Source organism: Streptomyces sp. NPDC003635 (genome assembly GCF_053587635.1).
On record NZ_JBSFOK010000002.1, the window covers coordinates 363003 to 378360 of the forward strand.

A 15358-nucleotide genomic window follows, 5' to 3' on the forward strand; every position below is an offset into this window, starting at 1 on the left:
GGAGCCCGGACGGAGCGGGGTCAGGACAGGGGCACGTGGGTGAAGCGGGACGCGGCCCGCAGGTCCGCCGCGATGGCGTCCGCCGTGCGCCGCAGCGCCGGGAGGACGTGCTCCTCGCAGTCCTCGGGGGCGTGCCGGGCCGCGTGCATCGACACGGCCGCCGCGGCGACGGTCCGGCCCGTCCGGTCGTGGACGGGGACGGCGAGGGTGCGCAGCCCGTGCTCGTGTTCGTCGTCGAGGAGGACGTGACCCGCGTTCTCCAGCAGGACGCGGCCCTGTGCCGTCTGCCGGGCGGGCAGCCGGGTGCCCGGCGCGATGTGCACGCTCATGACGCGCGACGCGGTGACCCCGGCCGTGCACTGGATCTCCGCCCCGCCCGCGGCGGGCACCGCCAGTGACGTCGATTCCTGGATCCGGGCGGTCAGGTCCGCCAGGTGCGGGGTCGCGAGCCGGGACAGGGAGGTGCGGGAGAGCGGCGGGAAGCCCAGGGACAGCACCCGGGGCGTGAGCGCGAACGCGCGGTCGTCGTCCGGCAGGCGTCGCACCAGGCCCAGATGCTCGTACGTGATCAGCGCCCGGCGTGCCGTCGCCCGGGCCAGCCCGGTGGCGGTGGCCACCTCGGTGAGCGTCAGCCGCGCCCGTCCCTCGTCGAAGGCGGTCAGCACCGTCAGACCGCGGGCCAGCGACTCCACGAAGTCCCGGCCCAGCTCCTGCTTCGACGCGCCCGTCCAGGCCGCGAGCCCCGAGGGCGGCGGCGACGGCTCCGGCTCCGCCGCCTCGCGCAGCTCCCGCTCCATCCGCGCCACGGCGGCCCGCAGCGGTGGCAGCAGCGTCTCGCGCAGGTCCGCCGCCGAGTGGCGGCTGGTGTGGCTCACCACGCTCGCGACGCAGGCGATCCGGCCCGTACCGGGTTCCCGGACGGGGACGGACAGCGCCACCAGACCCGGTTCGATCAACTGGTCGTCCACCGCCCAGCCCTGCTCCCGGGCCGCCGTCACCCGGCGCGCGAACTCCTCGTCGTCCTCGGGCCGCTCCCTCGGGGGTACGGCCGGGAAGCCCCGGTCGTGCGGGTCCGCCGCCCGGCGTTCGCGCCACGCCCGCCACTCGTCCTGCGTCCACTCCGTGGCGAACAGCGGTCCCGGCGCGGTGCGTTCGGCCGGGAGCAGGTCGCCGATGCGGAAGCTCAGGGACATCGCCCGGCGCCGGGTGGCCTGGTGGATGAAGCGGATGCCGTCGCGGTCGGCGACCGCCAGCGAGACCGACTCGTCCAGCGCGTCGGCGAGCGCGTCCGCGGGCCCGCGCAGCAGCGAGGGCAGGCGCAGGGCGGCCAGGCAGGCGTTGCCCAGGTCCATCAGACGGGGGGTCAGCACGACATCCCGGCCGTCGAGGCGGACGTACCCCATGCGGGCGAGGGTGGAGGTGATCCGGTCGACCGTGGAGCGGGCGAGGCCGGTGGCCCGCTCCAGTCCGCTCGCGCTCGCCGTGCCGCCCGCCTCCGTCAGCTCCCGCAGCACGCTGACCCCCCTGATCAGCGGCGCGACCGCCTCGGCTGGTGGCGTGTCGGTCGGGGTGTGGGCGGGCATCGGGTCTCCGGTACGGCGGGTGACGGCAGGCCCCACGGTAGTGGCGGACGGGCTCCGCGTGAGCCGCGGTACGGGCGGCGCCCTGAGGGCGAGGGCAGTGCGGCTACCGCCGCGTCACCCGTACCACGTGGTCCCCCGACAGCTCCGCCGACACCGCGATCCGGATGCCCCGCCGCGGGTCCTGGAAGTCCTCCCCGGGTGCGAAGGGCGCGTCCGACAGCTCCGCGTGGACGTTCGGGCTGCGGGTGCAGCCGCCACTGTCGCCGAGGCTGTCGTACACCTGTACCGGCCCCTGCCCGGTGTCCACGTCCGCGTCGACCTTGTAGATCAGCACCCCGGGCCGGCACACCGTCTCGTCGTTGCCCTCGCGGGTGCGCAGCTCGACGGCGTATCCGGTACGGCCGTCCAGGGGGACGAAGACCAGTTTGGGGCCGCCGGGGCGGGCCAGCGGGGTCAGCCGGTACTCCGCCGTCCCGGGCGCCGTCGCGCAGCTGATCTGGGCCGGGTCCAGCCAGCCCAGCTTCCACTTGTGCCAGCCGAGGAGGTCGTTGTTGGCGCCCCAGTCCTCGCTCATGATGTCCCAGTGCCCGACCGCGCCCCCGCCCTCCTGGGTGTAGAGGTCGGGCAGTCCGAAGACATGGCCGTTCTCGTGGGGGAGGACGCGGTAGCCGGTGCGGTCGTAGGTGCCGGAGCCGTCGTCCTGACGGGAGTAGACGAAGGAGGCGTTCGCGACGGGAACGCCGTCGGCCACCGGGGCCTCGGTGTTGCCGGCGAAGGTGACGGACAGGACCGTGTCCAGGGCGGAGGGGCCTGCGTTGGGGGTCACCAGGACGTTCAGGAAGTCGTAGCGCCGGAAGTCCACCTTCGGGTCGGCCACGGCCACGATGTCCTGCACGAGGCCGCGGTAGCCGGGGTCGAAGGGGGCGCCGCGTTCTATGCCGTACTCCTCGAACGACTTCGGCATCCGCAGCCAGCCGCGGATCGGGGTCTCCGCGCGGTAGTCGAGGCGGCCGTAGGAGCTGGTGCGGAACCACTCCCGGGTCTGCGGGAAGAACTCGCGGTAGCGGTCCATGGCCTTGCCCCGGCCGCGGGCGTCGGAGAAGTCGATCATCAGGGTCAGCGCCCGGACCGTGCCGGTGGAGCGGGAGTAGCCGCTCGCGGTGGGGACGCCCTCGGACATCTGCACCGACGGGCCCCCGCTGATCATGCAGGGGCCGAGCGCCGAGGTGCGGGCCAGCGAGATCGGTCCCGCCTTCGCCGTCGTCCCGCCCGCCGAGAGGTGCCCGGAGCCCGCCGAGGTGCTGACCGCCAGGGTCAGCGCGGTCACGGAGGCGAGGGCGGCGACACGGCGGGGGCGTATCCGACGGCTGGACGGCTGCATGCAGGGGCCCTTCGTCCACGGCAGCCGCCGGTCTGGCTGCACCCTTGCGATCACCCTCGGCCGACGGGGGCGCGGGCGCGCGCTGGAAGAGCCCGAACAGGGCACCCGGAGAGGCTGTGACTCAGGTCACAGGAAATCTCTTCCCGGGCGGGAAATAACCGGGGACCCTCTCCCCGTTTAGACCAGTGTTCGCGCGAAACGGGGACAGCTTCCCCGGATCGCCGTCACACGCCTTACACAAGCCACTCACGCCTCAGAGGAGGACGCCGTGCAGACCGCGATCCCCGTGCCGCGCAAGGTGACCCGGCCGCGTGCCGACGCCCTCCGCAACCGGGAGCGGATCGTCACCGCCGCCCGGGAGATGTTCGTCGAGCACGGTCCGGACGTACCGCTCGACGAGATCGCCCGCCGCGCCGGTGTCGGCAACGCCACCGTGTACCGGAACTTCCCGGACCGGGACGCCCTCGTCCGCGAGGTCGTCTGCTCGGTCATGGACCGCACGGTGGCCGCCGCCGAGGCCGCGCTCGCGCAGAACGGCGACGCCTTCGAGGCCCTGGAGCGCTTCGTGCACACCGCCGCCGACGAGCGGATCAGTGCCCTGTGCCCGATGATCTCCAGCACCTTCGACCAGAACCACCCGGATCTGGAGGCCGCGCGCGAGCGGAGCGAGCAGATCATCGCGATGGTCATGGAGCGCGCCCGGGCGGCCGGGCAGCTCCGCGAGGACGTCGGTGTCGGTGACCTGATGGTCGCCGTCGCCCAGCTCAGCCGGCCCCCGGCCGGCACGGGCTGCCTCAGCGCCGACCGCTTCGTCCACCGTCACCTGCAGCTGTTCCTGGACGGACTGCGGGCCCCGGCCCGCTCCGAACTGCCGGGAGCCGCCGTCACCTTGGAGGACCTCCGCCAAGCCTGACCGATCGCGCCTCCCGTCGACCTGTCCACGTCTCCACGATTTTTTCCGTCACGAAGTCCCGAAGTGGGTACCTCCATGTCTCAATCAGCCGTCAAGGCTTCGTCCGTACCGGATGCCAACCCCGATTCCAACCGCTGGAAGGCGCTCGTCTTCATCGCGCTCGCCCAGCTGATGGTGGTCCTCGACGCCACCATCGTGAACATCGCGCTGCCCTCCGCCCAGCAGGACCTGGGCATATCCGACGGCAACCGGCAGTGGGTCGTCACGGCCTACGCCCTCGCCTTCGGTGGACTGCTCCTGTTCGGCGGCCGCATCGCCGACCTGTGGGGCCGTAAGCGCGCCTTCGTCGTCGGTCTGGCCGGCTTCGCCGCGGCCTCCGCGCTCGGTGGCGCCGCCACCAACGAGGCCATGATGTTCGGCGCCCGCGCCCTCCAGGGTGTCTTCGGCGCCCTGCTCGCGCCCGCCGCGCTCTCCCTGCTCGCCGTGATGTTCACGGACGCCAAGGAGCGAGCCAAGGCGTTCGGCATCTACGGCGCCATCGCCGGTGCCGGCGGTGCCGTCGGCCTGATCCTCGGCGGCTTCCTCACCGAGTACCTGGACTGGCGCTGGACCTTCTTCGTGAACATCCCGTTCGCGGTGATCGCCGCGGCCGGTGCCTGGTTCGTCATCCGTGAGCCCGAGGGCGGCCGCAACCGCAACCCGCTCGACATCCCCGGCGTCCTGCTCTCCACCCTGGGTCTGGTCGCGCTGGTCTACGGCTTCACCCGCGCCGAGTCCGAGGGCTGGGGCGACGCGGTGACGGTCGGCATGTTCGTCGCCTCCGCGGTCCTGCTGCTGGCGTTCGTCCTCACCGAGGCCAAGGTCAAGGCCCCGCTGCTGCCGCTGCGCGTGATCACCGACCGCAACCGCGGCGGGATCTACCTCTCGCTCGGCCTCGCCATCATCGGCATGTTCGGTCTGTTCCTGTTCCTGACCTACTACCTGCAGATCGTCCAGGGCTACTCGCCGGTCAAGACGGGCTTCGCGTTCCTGCCGATGATCGTCGGCATGATCACGGGCTCCACCCAGATCGGCACCCGCCTGATGACCCGGGTCGCCCCGCGCCTGCTGATGGGCCCCGGCTTCCTGGTCGCCTCGGTCGGCATGCTGATGCTGACCCAGCTGGAGGTCGACTCCTCCTACGCCGCCCTGCTGCTGCCCGCGATGCTGCTGCTCGGTCTCGGCATGGGTACGGCGTTCATGCCGGCGATGTCCCTCGCCACCATGGGCGTCAAGCCGCAGGACTCCGGTGTCGCCTCCGCGATGGTCAACGTCTCCCAGCAGGTGGGCGGTGCCATCGGTACGGCGCTGCTGAACACGATCGCCGCCTCGGCCACCACCACCTACATCGCCGACCACATCGGCGGTGCCGCCACCCGCTCCCAGCAGCAGCTGGTCCAGCTGGAGGGCATGGTCGAGGGCTACACCACCGCGATCTGGGCGGCCGTCGGCATCCTGCTCGCCGCCGCGCTGATCGCCTTCACCTTCGTCAACGCCGGCAAGCCCGGCAGCACGCCGGTGGCCTCCTCCGAAGAGGGCGCCGGTGAGGAGCTGGCGGTTCCGGTCGTCGCCCACTGACGACCCCCTCTTCGGGACGGACCCGTACGTGCGGGGAAGGGGACGCCCCGTACGTACGACCCCAGGATCTGCCCTGGCACCGCGTGAGTGAGCGGCTCAGCGGAGCCAGGGCAGATCCGCACCCGCTTCATCGGGCTCGAGTCCCTCGGCGACGATCCGCATGATCTCGCCGAGGGACTTCTGCTGTTCCGGGGTGAGCCGGTCGAAGAGCGCGCCCCGCACGGCCGTCACATGGCCCGGCGCGGTCCGCTCCAGCACCGCGAGCCCCTCGTCGGTCAGCACCGCGAACTGGCCTCGCTTGTCGGAGGGACAGTCCTCGCGGCGCACCCAGCCGTTCTTCTCCAGTCGGGCGACGGCGTGGGAGAGGCGAGAGCGGGTGATCTTCGCGTACCTCGCCAGTTCGGTCATCCGCAGCCGGCGCCGGGGGGAGTCGGCGAGCTTGACGAGCAGCCCGTAGTAGATGTGCGGCATCCCCGCGTCCCGCTGGAGCTGACGGTCCAGGTGGTCCTCCAGGAGGGTCGTGGCCTGGAGGTAGGAGCGCCAGACGCGCTGTTCCTCGTCGGTGAGCCAGCGGGGCTGGTCAGCGGATGCGGGTGCGGATGCCGAGTTCATGGCTCCACTGTACGAGTAGGCTCCTTGAAACTTAAACGAATGGAGCCTATTCTGACGTAGAGATTTAGAATTCAAGTAACCCCGCTCCGTCCTGATCGCCGGGGCCGGGAATCGCGTCAGAGGGAGCCGCCCGTCATGACCGCCGCAACCCCGGAGCGCATGCCCGCTCTCTATCTCAGCCACGGCGCCCCGCCCCTCGCCGACGACCCCGTCTGGCCCGGCGAACTCGCGGCCTGGTCCGCCGGCCTGCCCCGCCCGAAGGCGATCCTCATGGTCTCCGCCCACTGGGAGGAGGCCCCGCTGGCGCTCGGCGCCGTGCGGCCCGTCCCGCTGGTCCACGACTTCTGGGGCTTCCCGCGCCACTACTACGAGGTGACCTACGACGCCCCCGGCGCCCCCGGACTCGCCGAGTCCGTGCGCAAGCTGCTGCGCGCCCCCGGCGTGCCCGTCCAGGACATCCCGGACCGCGGGCTCGACCACGGCGCGTACGTCCCGCTCGTGGAGATGTTCCCGGCCGCCGACATCCCCGTCCTGCAGATCTCCATGCCCACCCTCGACCCGGTGCGGCTCATGGAGATCGGCCGGAAGCTGGCCCCGCTGCGCGACGAGGGCGTGCTGATCGTCGGCTCCGGCTTCTTCACCCACAACCTCGCCGCGCTCCGCCAGGGCGGCATCCCCGCCTGGTCCGCCGAGTTCGACGACTGGGGCCGCCGGGCCCTGGAGAGCCGGGACTGGGACGCGCTGCTGGACTTCCTCCACAAGTCCCCGGCCGGCCGGTACGCCCACCCGCGCACCGAGCACTTCGCCCCGCTGTTCGTGACCATGGGCGCGGCGGAGGCGGGCGGCGAGCTGGACGCGCAGAAGTCCGTGATCGACGGGTTCTGGATGGGGCTCGCGAAGCGGTCGGTGCAGTTCGGCTGAGCCGGCCGTCGCGTGTGACCTGGCATAAAGACCGCGTGTGGGGTACCTGTGAGATTCCCGTGAGGTTGCCCCTCCCGGCAACCTTCGGGGAGCGCGGTCCGTCTTCACGGATGAGGAGCGCGGTACGGGATGTGACGGGTGTCACATTCGCACAGTGACCCCAGGGGTTCGCGGGGGCTGCGGGGCACCCCGTGACTCTCGGGTTGACCTGCGCCTCTGCGAGGGGCGACGAACCCGCCTCGGGCCGTGCGGCCGGACAGGGTACTGCAAGATCAGAAAAATAGTAGGACGGGTTGGGAATTCTGTCCTGATTCCAGTCGTTGTTTCCATCGGATGCAGGGCACCCGAGCAGAGTGCCGGGCAACCAGGACCACCCGCCAGCCCACCATCGCAAGGGAGCACGCATGGCAACCCGTGCCGTCGCCCGTCGTCAGTCCGCCACCGGCGAGACGGACGCCGCGGCAAGCAGTGTTCGCGCCCATGGCGGCGAGATCGCCGATCGCGACCTGGTCGGCATGTACCTCGACGAGATCGCCCGCACCCCGCTGCTCGACGCCGCCAAGGAAGTCGAGCTGTCCCAGATCATCGAGGCGGGTGTGTTCGCGCGACAGGTCCTCGACGGGTACGAGGAGTCCACGGCGGACGCCTCCCGTGAGGAGCTCGAGGCGCTGGTCGCCGAGGGGGAGCGTGCCAAGGACGTCTTCATCCGCTCCAACCTCCGGCTGGTCGTCGCCGTCGCCCGCCGCTACCCGCGCAGCGGACTGCCGCTGCTGGACCTGATCCAGGAGGGCAACGCCGGCCTGGTGCGCGCGGTCGAGAAGTTCGACTACCGCAAGGGCTTCAAGTTCTCCACGTACGCCACCTGGTGGATCCGTCAGGCGATCACCCGCTCCATAGCCGACCAGTCCCGGACCATCCGGCTCCCCGTCCACCTGGTGGAGGAGCTCGGCCGGATCCGGCGCGTGCAGCGCGAGTTCAACCGCGAGAACGGCCGGGACCCCGAGCCCGCCGAGATCGCCGCGGAGCTGGGCTCCACGCCGGAGCGCGTCGCGGACGTCCTCGACTGGGCCCGCGACCCGGTCTCGCTGAACATGTCGGTGGACGACCAGGGCGAGACCCAGTTCGGCGACCTGCTGGAGGACACCTCGGCGGTCTCCCCGGAGCAGTCGGTGCTGACCCTGCTGCGCAGCGAGGAGCTGGACGACCTGATCGGCCGTCTCGACCAGCGCACGGCTTCGATCATCAAGATGCGGTACGGCATCGACGACGGCCGTGAGCGCACGCTGACCGAGGTCGGCAAGGAGCACGGTCTGACGCGCGAGCGCATCCGGCAGATCGAGAAGCACGCGCTGCTGGAGCTGAAGAAGCTCGCCCGGGACACCGGGTTCGACGCGGCGGCGTGATCGGGGCGGTGTGAGCGGGGGCGAATCGACCGGGGCGACGTGAGCCCGGGGGCGTGCGGGGTGCCACAGCCGCGTACGCCCGGTGGCGAAAGACCGCGCAAACATGGCGCGTAACACCGCTTCAACCGCCGGGGCCCTGGGAACAACTTTTCAGGGTCCAGGAGTTCGGGCCTCGCGATCCCCCCTCGCGGGCTCACCCTGAACCAAGTCCCGCCGCTACATCCCCCCCGGCGCCGGGACTCTCCCAGAGCCGGATCTCGGCGCCCTCCCCCCCTGGGCGCCGGGGTCCGGCTTCTCCATGAGGTGGGGTCGCGCATCCCCGGGACACGCTGGAAGGCGGGCCACCCCGTACCTGAACCCCGGGGTGGCCCGCCGGATGGCAGATTGTGTCACATGGGCATAGCCTGCCGAATGTGAGCAGCCCCACCCCAGCACCAAACTCCGCCGTCCCGCTCTCCCTGACGGAGCGGCGCAAGGCGGAGACGCGTCTGCAGATCGCCCGCGCCGCGGCCGCCCTCTTCGTTCGGCAGGGCCTGCGCGCCACCCGCGCGGAGGACATCGCCCAGGCCGCCGGCATCGCCCCGCGCACGTTCTACCGGTATTTCGCCACGAAGGAAGAGGCCGTCGCCCCCCTCTACGCGGCGGGCGCCGAGCGCTGGGCCCGGGCCGTGCACCTCGCTCCCGCGGAACTGTCCGTCCCCGAGGCCCTGGAACACGCGGTACGGCACACCCTGACGCCCGGCGTGGGCGTCTCGGCGCCCTCCTGGGAGTGGGTCCGCACCCTCATCCGTCTCGCCGACGCGGGCCCCGCGCTGGGGAAGGTGTGGGCGGAGGTCTGTCACGAGTCGGAACGGACGCTGGCGGACGTGCTGGCGGGGCGGCTGGGGCGGACGGACGTGCCTGACAACGTTGCCGGTGCGCCCGAGTTGAGGTTCGCGGCGGCGGTGGCCGGAGCGGCGGTCCGGGTCGCCGTGGAGTCGTGGGCCGCGGGGGAGGGGCGGCCGGACGGGCCGGGGGGACCGGCCGAACTGGCCCTACGGAATCTGGCGGCGCTGCGGGACTTTCCTTGGGGGGAGTTGGCCGGGGGGCGGTGACCTTGGGGGGTTGGTGGCTTGGGCGTCGGGTCGAGGGGCGTGGTGGCAAGGAGCGTCAAGACAACGGCCTCGGGGCGAGGGACGTTTAAGCGTCGGGCCGAGGGGCGTCGGGCCGAGGGGCGTCAAGGCGACGGTGGCGGGGCGTGGGCGTCGGGGCGAGGGGCGTGGTGGCAAGGAGCGTCAAGACAACGGCCTCGGGCCGAGGGGCGTCGGGGTGAGGGGCGTCAAGGCGACGGTGGCGGGGCGTGGGCGTCGGGTCGAGGGGCGTGGTGGCAAGGAGCGTCAAGACAACGGCCTCGGGGCGAGGGGCGTTTAAGCGTCGGGCCGAGGGGCGTCGGGCCGAGGGGCGTCAAGGCGACGGTGGCGGGGCGCTGCGGTTGGGCGCCAGGGCCGTCGTGGACGAGGGCGCGGGGCCGTCGTGGACAGGGCGTGCGGGTAGGGCCGGTCAGTCCGCTGCCGCCCTGCTCAGCCGGCCGCCCAGGTTCCTGACGCAACGCACCAGTTCCGCCGGCTCGTGGACGGTGAACTCGCAGTCGACCATCGCCAGCCGTACCGCCATCCACTCCACGGCGTCCCCGCTCGTCGCGCGCAGGCGGCAGGTGTCCGCGTCGATCGGCTCGGGCGTGCCGAGCCACTGCGGCACGCGGGCCGCGACGAACTGCGCGGGGGCGGCGAAGGTGACGCTGAACTCGTAGGTCTCCTGCCGCCGGTACATCGACTGACGCAGATACTCGGCCGCGCTGCCCGTCGGCAGCTCGCGCGGGGCGAAACGGGCCCCGGTGGCGAAGGGGTCGCTGACCCGGTCCACCCGGAAGGTCCGCCAGTCGTCGCGGTCGAGGTCGTAGGCGACGAGGTACCAGCGGCGGCCGGTGGAGACGAGCCGGTAGGGCTCGGTCAGCCGGCGCGACTCCGTGCCGTCGCCCGCGCGGTAGGCGAACCGCAGCCGCTCCTGCCCGGCCACCGTCGAGGCCATCACGGTCAGTGTCTCCGGTGCGATGCTCGCGCCGTCGCCGCTGGTCAGCGGGGTGGTCGCGGCCTGGAGCGTGGCGACCCGGTGGCGCAGCCGGCCGGGCAGTACCTGTTCCAGCTTGGCGAGGGCCCGTACCGATGCCTCGTCCACGCCCGCCACCGCGTGCCCGGCGCCCGCCCGCAGCCCGACCGCGATGGCCACCGCTTCCTCGTCGTCGAGGACGAGCGGCGGCATCGCCTTGCCCGCGACGAGCCGGTAGCCGCCCTCGGAACCCTTGGTCGCCTGCACCGGATAGCCCAGCTCGCGCAGCCGGTCGATGTCCCGTCGGACCGTGCGCCGGGAGACCCCGAGCCGGTCGGAGAGCTCGCCGCCGGGCCATTCGCGGGGCGTCTGGAGGAGGGAGAGGAGCTGAAGCAGCCGGGCCGGGGTGTCTGTGGTCATGTCTTCGAGGATGCCCGACTACTAGGTCATGATCTGACCTAGTGAGGATCTAGCTTTACGTCATGACCTCCAGCGAGCCTCATCTCGAAACCACGGCCCAAGATCGGCGACGTTGGTTCGCCCTGGCCATCGTCATGACGGCGGCCTTCATGGACCTCGTCGACGTCACGATCGTCAACATCGCGATCCCGTCGATCCAGCAGAACGCCGGCGCCACCGAGAGCCAGATCCAGTGGATAACCGCCGGCTACGCCCTCGCCTTCGCGGCGGGCCTGATCACCGGCGGGCGGCTCGGCGACATCCACGGCCGCAAGAAGCTGTTCCTCCTCGGCATCGGCGGCTTCACGGTGGCCTCCGCGCTGTGCGGCTTCGCCGCGAACCCGGAGATGCTGGTCGCCTCCCGCATCCTGCAGGGCGCGATGGCGGCGCTGATGGTGCCGCAGGTGCTGTCGATCGTGCACGCCACTTTCCCCGCGCACGAGCGCGGCAAGGTGTTCGGGCTGTTCGGCGCCGTCGTGGGACTCGGGGCCGTGTCCGGTCCGCTGCTCGGCGCGCTGCTGACCGAGTGGAATCTCTTCGGCCTCGAATGGCGCCCGATCTTCCTCATCAACCTGCCGGTCGGCATCGCGGGCCTGATCCTCGGCAGCCGCTTCATCACCGAGTCCAAGGCCGCCCGGGCCCCCAAGCTCGACCTGGTGGGCGTGGGCCTGGTGACGCTCGGACTGCTGATGCTGCTCTACCCGCTGACCCGCGGCCGTGAGCTGGGCTGGCCGCTGTGGGGGTACGTCTCGATGGGCGGCGCGCTCGTCGTGCTCGGGGTGCTGGTGGCGTACGAGCGGCGCAAGACCGCGCGCGACGGCTCCCCGCTGATCGAACTGTCCCTGTTCAGGGTGAAGAGCTTCGCGGCCGGTATCGCCGTGCAGACCGTGTTCGGTGTCGGCCTCGGCATCTTCTTCCTGGTGTGGACGCTGTACATGCAGCTGGGTCTCGGCTGGGGGCCGCTGAAGGCGGGACTGACCGGGGTGCCGTTCTCGCTCGCGGTGTCCACGGCGGCGGGTCTGTCGGTGCAGAAGCTGGTGCCGCGGTTCGGGCGGGGCGTGCTGCAGGCGGGGGCGCTGGTGCTCGGACTCGGGGTGCTGCTCTACATGTGGGAGTCCGAGCGGTACGGCATGGACATCGCCCCCTGGCAGATGGCGCTTCCGCTGGTCGTGATGGGCGTGGGCATGGGGTTGATCGTCGCCCCGCTGACCGACGCGATCCTCTCCGAGGTGCCGCGCGAGCACGCGGGTTCGGCCTCGGGGCTGATCAACACGGTGCAGCAGATGGGGAACGCGCTGGGCCTCGGGCTGGTGTCGGTCGTGTTCTTCGGGGTGGTCGACGAGCGGATCGCGGCGGCCGGGCCCGCGGGTGTCGGTCCGGCGTTCGGGGACGGTTTCCAGCACGCGCTGGGTTGGGTGGCCGCTGTCATGGGCGTCATCTTCCTGCTGATGTTCGCGCTGCCTCGGCGGCCCGCGCAGCATCTGGAGGGTGGTGCGGAGGAGCTCTCCGGCGCGGAGGCCCGAGACGGGGACGCCGGGGAGAAGGTGCCGGTGCCGGTCGGCTGAGCCGGCGGATCGTCTGGAGCGAGGGCCCCGCGTCGTGGCGCGGGGCCCTTCCGCGTGTACGGGTCTCTGCCGCCGGAAGTCCGTTCATGCCCGAGTTGGGTCCGAACCTGTTTACTTTCCGGAAATCCCGGCGCAGCCTCCGGGTGAAACCACAAGTTCGGGCACCGGTCGGAGGCAAACGGACATGTACGCACCGGAGCGGCAGCAGGAAATCCTCCGGCTCGCCCGTGATGGCGGCCGGGTGGACGTGCTGTCGCTGGCCGAGGAGTTCCAGGTGACGGCGGAGACGATCCGCCGGGACCTGAAGGCGCTGGACCGCGCCGGCCTGGTGCGCCGGGTGCACGGTGGCGCCATACCGGTGGGCCGTCTCGACTTCGAGCCGGACCTCGCCGAACGCGAGTCCACGGCCGCCGACGAGAAGGACCGCATCGCCAAGGCCGCCCTCGCGGAACTCCCGACCGAGGGCACGATGATCCTCGACGCCGGTACGACGGTCGCCCGCCTGGCCGCCGCCGTCCCGCTCGAGACCTCGCTCACCGTCGTCACCCACAGCCTGCCGATCGCGGCCCGGCTCGCGGACCACCCCGGCATCCAGCTCCACCTCGTCGGGGGGCGCGTACGACACCGCACGCGCGCCGCCGTCGACGCCTGGGCGCTGCGGGCGTACGGCGAGATCCGCGCCGATGTCCTCTTCGTCGCGGCCAACGGCTTCTCGGCCGACCACGGCCTGACCACCCCCGACCTCGCCGAGGCGGCGGTGAAGCGCGCGGCGGTGGCCGCGGCCCGCCGGGTGGTGCTGCTCGCCGACTCCTCCAAGCACGGCCAGGAGCACTTCGCCCGCTTCGGCGACCTGAGCGACGTGGACCTGCTGATCACTGACAGCGGGCTGAGCCTCGAAGACGCCGCCGCCATCGAGCGCGGCGGCACGGAAGTAGTGCGCGCATGATCCTCACCGTCACCCCCAACCCGTCCCTGGACCGCACGTACGAGGTCCCCTCGCTCGACCGTGGCGAGGTCGTTCGCGCCACCGGCGAGCGCATGGACCCGGGCGGCAAGGGCGTGAACGTCTCGCGTGCCGTCGCCGCCGCCGGACGGCGCACGGTGGCGGTGCTGCCCCTGGGTGGTGCGCCGGGGGCGCTCGTCGCCAGTCTGCTCGCCGTGCAGGACATCGAGGTCACGGCGGTGCGGATCGCCGGGGCCACCCGCTCGAACATCGCGCTCGCCGAGCCGGACGGGGTGCTGACGAAGATCAACGCGCCGGGTCCGGAGCTCTCGGTGGCCGAGCAGGAACTGCTGCTGGAGACGGTGCGCGAGCACTCGCGGGACGCGGACTGGATCGCGTGCTGCGGGAGCCTGCCGCGCGGGCTCGCGCCGGCGTGGTACGCCGATGTCGTGGCGCGGGCGCACGCGGGGGGCGCGCGAATCGCGCTGGACACCTCGGGGCGTGCGCTGCTGGAGGCGTTGCGTGAGCGGCCCGACGTGGTGAAGCCGAACGCGGAGGAGCTCGCGGAGGCTGTCGGACGCCCCCTGTCGACGGTGGGCGACGCGGTGAAGGCGGCCGAGGAGCTGCGCGAGATGGGCGCACGCGCCGTGCTCGCGAGCCTGGGCGCGGACGGGCAGTTGCTCGTGGACGACGCGGGCGCCTGGTTCGGCAGCGCGCGGGTGGACACCGTGCGCTCCAACGTCGGCGCCGGCGACTCCTCGCTCGCGGGCTTCCTCATCGCCGGCGGCAGCGGCCCGGAGGCGCTCGCCTCCGCCGTCGCGCACGGCGCCGCCGCCGTGCAGCTGCCCGGCAGCGTGATGCCGTCGCCGGGCGACCTGGACCCCTCGGCCGTCACGGTCACGGCGGAGGTGCCGGTGGACCGCGTACTGAAGGAGCCGGTGTCATGACGTACCGCCCTGTGCTCTCCGCTGATCCGGCCACCCCGGCCGTGGAAGGGCGAGGCTCCTCGTTACGCGCCGAGACCTGCGGATGGCGGGGCCGACTGAGTCGTCCCGTTGCCCGGGGAGTGCGGGGTTTCCCCGGCCTCGCCTCAGCCACCCCTCCCCACCGCACCTCCGTCCCCACCCCCGTCCCCACCCCCGCCCACGCCACTGCCCGGGCGATACGCGTGCGAAGGAGCTCGCGATGAGCGACATGATCACCGCGGACCTGGTCGACCTCGACCTGTCCGCCGACACCAAGGAAGCCGCGGCCCGCGCCCTCGCCGAGCGCATGGTCGCGCTGGGCCGGGTGACCGACCTCGACGGCTTCCTCGCCGACGTCGCCGCCCGCGAGGCCCAGATGCCGACCGGCCTCGACGGCGGCATCGGCATCCCGCACTGCCGCAGTGAGCACGTCACCGAGCCGACGCTCGCGTTCGGGCGCAGCGCGGTCGGCGTCGATTTCGGCGCCGCGGACGGTCCGGCGGACCTCATCTTCCTGATCGCCGCTCCGGCCGGCGCGGACGACGCCCACCTGACGATCCTGTCGTCGCTGGCGCGGCAGCTGATGAACGCGGAGTTCACCGACGCGCTGCGGTCGGTGCGGGACCCGGGGTCGGCCGCGGCGCTGATCCGTGGGGAGGAGGTGCCGGGGGCGCAGACCGGCGCGGAGGGCGCTTCCGAGGGCGCGCACGGCGCTGAGGGGGGCGCGAGCGACGTTGTTGAGGGTGCGGGTGGCGCTCTTGGGAGCGCGAGCGACGCTGGGGAGAGCGCGAGCGGCGCTGTAGGGGGCGCGCGCGGCGCGCAGAGCGTCGCCAAGGACTCCGCTGCGGCGCCGGGGGCACCGAGCACTACTGGCCCGCCCTGCCGGAACCGACCCCCCTCGACCAGCCCGG

Annotated in this window: 13 protein-coding genes; 9 read left to right on the forward strand and 4 right to left on the reverse strand. The window is 72.4% G+C overall.

All coding sequences use genetic code 11. The annotated features are described in order from the left end of the window. Window positions 1-20 precede the first annotated feature (20 nt). Entirely contained in the window at window positions 21-1583 is a 1563-nt protein-coding gene (locus ACWDRW_RS03655) for an IclR family transcriptional regulator domain-containing protein (protein ID WP_451719521.1), read from the reverse strand. A 103-nt stretch (window positions 1584-1686) separates the two neighbouring features. Then, entirely contained in the window at window positions 1687-2964 is a 1278-nt protein-coding gene (locus tag ACWDRW_RS03660; protein WP_451719524.1) for a M6 family metalloprotease domain-containing protein, read from the reverse strand. Between the two features lie 268 nt (window positions 2965-3232). Here ACWDRW_RS03660 and ACWDRW_RS03665 point away from each other — a divergent pair, with 268 nt between their 5' ends. Then, a complete protein-coding gene (locus ACWDRW_RS03665; RefSeq protein WP_451719527.1) occupies window positions 3233-3877 on the forward strand; it encodes a TetR/AcrR family transcriptional regulator in 645 nt (214 codons plus the stop codon). Window positions 3878-3952: 75 nt separating this feature from the next. Continuing rightward, window positions 3953-5494 carry an MFS transporter gene (locus tag ACWDRW_RS03670; protein WP_451719529.1) on the forward strand — a complete coding sequence of 514 codons (1542 nt, stop codon included), beginning with the start codon at window positions 3953-3955 and terminating at the stop codon, window positions 5492-5494. Between the two features lie 96 nt (window positions 5495-5590). Here ACWDRW_RS03670 and ACWDRW_RS03675 read toward each other — a convergent pair whose 3' ends face one another. Continuing rightward, window positions 5591-6106, reverse strand: a complete 516-nt coding sequence (locus ACWDRW_RS03675) for a MarR family winged helix-turn-helix transcriptional regulator (protein ID WP_451719532.1) — start codon at window positions 6104-6106, stop codon at window positions 5591-5593. A 135-nt stretch (window positions 6107-6241) separates the two neighbouring features. Here ACWDRW_RS03675 and ACWDRW_RS03680 point away from each other — a divergent pair, with 135 nt between their 5' ends. From ACWDRW_RS03680 to ACWDRW_RS03690, 3 genes are all read left to right on the forward strand, one after another. Further along, on the forward strand, window positions 6242-7027 hold the full coding sequence (locus ACWDRW_RS03680) for a dioxygenase family protein (RefSeq protein WP_451719535.1): 786 nt from the start codon (window positions 6242-6244) through the stop codon (window positions 7025-7027). A 404-nt stretch (window positions 7028-7431) separates the two neighbouring features. Then, window positions 7432-8430 carry a sigma-70 family RNA polymerase sigma factor gene (locus tag ACWDRW_RS03685; protein ID WP_451719537.1) on the forward strand — a complete coding sequence of 333 codons (999 nt, stop codon included), beginning with the start codon at window positions 7432-7434 and terminating at the stop codon, window positions 8428-8430. Window positions 8431-8843: 413 nt separating this feature from the next. Continuing rightward, entirely contained in the window at window positions 8844-9524 is a 681-nt protein-coding gene (locus tag ACWDRW_RS03690; RefSeq protein ID WP_451719540.1) for a TetR/AcrR family transcriptional regulator, read from the forward strand. 445 nt (window positions 9525-9969) lie between these two features. On the opposite strand, the gene ACWDRW_RS03695 is transcribed toward ACWDRW_RS03690, so the two are convergent. Beyond that, window positions 9970-10935, reverse strand: coding sequence for a helix-turn-helix transcriptional regulator (locus ACWDRW_RS03695; RefSeq protein ID WP_451719543.1), 966 nt, complete (start codon window positions 10933-10935; stop codon window positions 9970-9972). A gap of 62 nt (window positions 10936-10997) precedes the next feature. Here ACWDRW_RS03695 and ACWDRW_RS03700 point away from each other — a divergent pair, with 62 nt between their 5' ends. The 4 genes from ACWDRW_RS03700 to ACWDRW_RS03715 form a co-directional block, all read left to right on the forward strand. Further along, window positions 10998-12539: an MFS transporter gene (locus ACWDRW_RS03700; RefSeq protein WP_451719546.1), complete on the forward strand. Its 1542-nt coding sequence runs from the start codon at window positions 10998-11000 to the stop codon at window positions 12537-12539. A 184-nt stretch (window positions 12540-12723) separates the two neighbouring features. Beyond that, window positions 12724-13485, forward strand: coding sequence for a DeoR/GlpR family DNA-binding transcription regulator (locus tag ACWDRW_RS03705; protein WP_451719548.1), 762 nt, complete (start codon window positions 12724-12726; stop codon window positions 13483-13485). Then, window positions 13482-14429 (forward strand): 1-phosphofructokinase, encoded by a 948-nt coding sequence (gene pfkB / locus ACWDRW_RS03710; RefSeq protein ID WP_451719550.1) that lies wholly within the window; start codon window positions 13482-13484, stop codon window positions 14427-14429. The genes ACWDRW_RS03705 and pfkB overlap by 4 nt, the downstream gene beginning before the upstream one ends. Window positions 14430-14667: 238 nt before the next feature. Next, window positions 14668-15358: fructose PTS transporter subunit IIA (locus tag ACWDRW_RS03715; protein ID WP_451719553.1), on the forward strand; the 691-nt coding region annotated here is incomplete at its 3' end.

Bases quoted from the DNA above. Each gene is read 5' to 3' on its own strand.
- ACWDRW_RS03675 (WP_451719532.1), bottom strand. From the start codon at position 6,106: ATGAACTCGGCATCCGCACCCGCATCCGCTGACCAGCCCCGCTGGCTC.
- ACWDRW_RS03660 (WP_451719524.1), bottom strand. From the start codon at position 2,964: ATGCAGCCGTCCAGCCGTCGGATACGCCCCCGCCGTGTCGCCGCCCTC.
- ACWDRW_RS03670 (WP_451719529.1), top strand. From the start codon at position 3,953: ATGTCTCAATCAGCCGTCAAGGCTTCGTCCGTACCGGATGCCAACCCC.
- ACWDRW_RS03700 (WP_451719546.1), top strand. From the start codon at position 10,998: ATGACCTCCAGCGAGCCTCATCTCGAAACCACGGCCCAAGATCGGCGA.
- ACWDRW_RS03695 (WP_451719543.1), bottom strand. From the start codon at position 10,935: ATGACCACAGACACCCCGGCCCGGCTGCTTCAGCTCCTCTCCCTCCTC.
- ACWDRW_RS03680 (WP_451719535.1), top strand. From the start codon at position 6,242: ATGACCGCCGCAACCCCGGAGCGCATGCCCGCTCTCTATCTCAGCCAC.
- ACWDRW_RS03655 (WP_451719521.1), bottom strand. From the start codon at position 1,583: ATGCCCGCCCACACCCCGACCGACACGCCACCAGCCGAGGCGGTCGCG.
- pfkB (WP_451719550.1), top strand. From the start codon at position 13,482: ATGATCCTCACCGTCACCCCCAACCCGTCCCTGGACCGCACGTACGAG.
- ACWDRW_RS03685 (WP_451719537.1), top strand. From the start codon at position 7,432: ATGGCAACCCGTGCCGTCGCCCGTCGTCAGTCCGCCACCGGCGAGACG.
- ACWDRW_RS03705 (WP_451719548.1), top strand. From the start codon at position 12,724: ATGTACGCACCGGAGCGGCAGCAGGAAATCCTCCGGCTCGCCCGTGAT.